This is a genomic window from Borreliella japonica (assembly GCF_900099615.1).
GTDB lineage: Bacteria > Spirochaetota > Spirochaetia > Borreliales > Borreliaceae > Borreliella > Borreliella japonica.
Map to the genome: position 1 here is coordinate 1 of NZ_FMTE01000027.1, position 2,475 is coordinate 2,475.

Annotated in this window: 4 protein-coding genes; all 4 read left to right on the forward strand. The window is 24.4% G+C overall.

The genetic code is table 11. The features are described 5' to 3' along the window. The coding region (locus BLO14_RS05700; RefSeq protein ID WP_143280334.1) for a DUF226 domain-containing protein at positions 1–141 on the forward strand (141 nt) is incomplete at its 5' end. Beyond that, a complete protein-coding gene (locus BLO14_RS05705) occupies positions 117–872 on the forward strand; it encodes a ParA family protein (protein ID WP_091973960.1) in 756 nt (251 codons plus the stop codon). The genes BLO14_RS05700 and BLO14_RS05705, both read left to right, overlap by 25 nt. A gap of 203 nt (positions 873–1,075) precedes the next feature. Continuing rightward, positions 1,076–1,621: a chromosome replication/partitioning protein gene (locus BLO14_RS05710; protein ID WP_091973963.1), complete on the forward strand. Its 546-nt coding sequence runs from the start codon at positions 1,076–1,078 to the stop codon at positions 1,619–1,621. A gap of 12 nt (positions 1,622–1,633) precedes the next feature. Continuing rightward, the gene (bdr, locus tag BLO14_RS05715; protein WP_091973966.1) at positions 1,634–2,152 is read left to right on the forward strand and encodes a Bdr family repetitive protein; all 519 of its coding nucleotides are present in this window, start codon (positions 1,634–1,636) and stop codon (positions 2,150–2,152) included. Positions 2,153–2,475: the final 323 nt, after the last annotated feature.

A 2,475-nucleotide genomic window follows, 5' to 3' on the forward strand; every position in this document is an offset into this window, starting at 1 on the left:
AAAGAGAGAATGAATAACCACTACAATAAAATATTATTTAGTATGTTTACAGATTTAGAAAAACAGATATATGAATTTTATGGGAAAAAATACCCCGAACAAGGACCACTAACAAAATGGATAATAAAAAACCTAAAATAATTACAATTGCATCAATCAAAGGCGGTGTTGGTAAAAGCATGTTGTCAATTATATTTTCATATATTTTAAGTGAGGCCAACAATAAAGTGTTAGTTGTAGATTTAGACCCTCAAAATAGTTTGACAAGTTATTTTTTACGATATATTAGTAACATTGAAATAAATAATATTTATTATCTATTAAAAAGAGATCAAACAGTGGATTTTAACGAATATATAAATCCAATAAATAATAATATGTATGTTATTCCGTCCCATCCCATTTTGTGTAAATTTGAAAAAGAAGATATTACTTATAAAGAACTTATGTTGGAATTTATTTTTGATAATAACTTACATTATTATAATTTTGATTATGTGATAATAGATACTCCACCTAGTTTAAGTTCTTTATTATTTAATGCTTTAAATATTACACATAAAGTTATAATACCTATTCAAACGGAAAGATGGTCTGTAGAGTCTTTACCAATATTAATGAATGAAATAAAAGAAGTTGAAATGATAAGAAAAAAAAATATTGACACGTCAATAGTAGAAAACCAATTTATGAAAAATAGAAATACATATAAAGATATCGAAAGTATTTTGCAGCCAAAATACAAAGATCTTATTAAGGGAAGAGTTCATTTTTATAATGCAATTAAGGTTTTTATAAACGAATTAAAAGAGCCGGACAATAAAGAAATTTATTATCAAGAAATGAAAAAAATATTAAACAATTTATTATAAAAAGTATGCCGGCATATTTATTACAAAGAAATAAAAACTAAGGCAGGAACTGCCTGAAGTTAAGCTTGTGGACCATGATCTAGCGGATGATCGTTCTTTTAGAACCTAAAAAGCTATCATGGGATGAAACAAGAAGCTATTTCTATAATCTTTGATTTAGAAATAGTAGTTCACTATAGTAAATTAAAACTTAGGAGGATTAAGTGTCAAAATTAAAAGTAAAAAAAATATTATTAAATAATAGAACAGATAGCATTAAAGAATTTGAAAATGACGAACTTGAATATAAAAGTTATAAAGATCAACTTCGTAGAATTACCATTGATGATATTGATAATAAAATTAAAACAATGAAAATATTATATAAAATAAGGGAAAAAAAACTTTATTTGATAGATGGTTATAAAAAATTTGAAGACTTTTTGTCAGAATTTATAATATCCAGAAGTCAGGCTTTTTTATATCTTAAAATTTATAGAAAAGTATTAGATGGAAGTGTATCAATAGGCGACATTAAAGAAAAAGGATTAAAGGGTGTATATAGAAACATATTAAACACAGAAATTAAAGAGGATAAATCAAGACAAAACCCAATAAAACCGTTAAGATTTCAACTTAAAAGTAAAGAGAGTTACGATTTTTATAAAACTAATTCTAAATTCACGGGGTTCTTATTAGACAAACTATTTAATAATGAAAAAGAAATAATTAAAAGAATTATGAAGGAATATAAACAATTAAAAGGATAATACGTAGATTTTATGAGTAATTTAGCGTACAGAACATATAACATAGAAAGTATAAAGAATGAATTTTTAAATAAAGGGTTTAGTGAGGAGGCAATAGATTTTGTTTTTCTTCACAATGATAATTACAACTTTGAAGTTTTAAAAGAGAAAATGAATTCTTTGGAACAACAAATAATTAATGTAGAAAAGAACTTTCAAAAAGATATATCTAGATTAGATACTAAAATAGATAGTGTAAAAAACGAACTTAATGCGAAAATAGATAGTGTAAAAAACGAACTTAATGCGAAAATAGATAGTTTAGATACTAAAATAGATAATGTAGAGAAGAGTTTAAACGCTAAAATAGATGGTGTAGAGAAGAGTTTAAACTCGAAAATAGATAGTGTGGAAAAGACCTTACAAAAGGATATATCTAGTTTAAAAAATGAACTTAATGCAAGTAATAGAACAATACAAGTAATGCTAATAGCGGGAATAACACTTGCTCCAATTATTTACTCTATATTCAATAAGTATTTCTTCAGTTGAAAATGAGTGAAATTTTTCAAAATATCAAGGTAGTATAAGCTTATTTTGTGAATAGAAATATTCTATTTTAGATCTGTTTTAAATTAGAACTTATTTGAAGTTTATAACAAAAGAATTTAAATAAGTTCTTTTGTTATAAAAAGACAAATTGATTTTAATTCTAAATTGGCAGCCAAACTTAACTTTTAAAAAACTTGACAAAAGTAGTTTTTGCTATATTATTGTCAGATAACGTTGATTGCATAAACACCAACGAAGGTTAATTATTTAGAATTTTCCAAAAATCATTAGTGGGAATTTATAGAATTTCTTTCGTAAGAGAT

Excerpts from the sequence above, each read along its gene's own strand:
- BLO14_RS05705 (WP_091973960.1), top strand. The coding sequence starts at position 117 with ATGGATAATAAAAAACCTAAAATAATTACAATTGCATCAATCAAAGGC.
- bdr (WP_091973966.1), top strand. The coding sequence starts at position 1,634 with ATGAGTAATTTAGCGTACAGAACATATAACATAGAAAGTATAAAGAAT.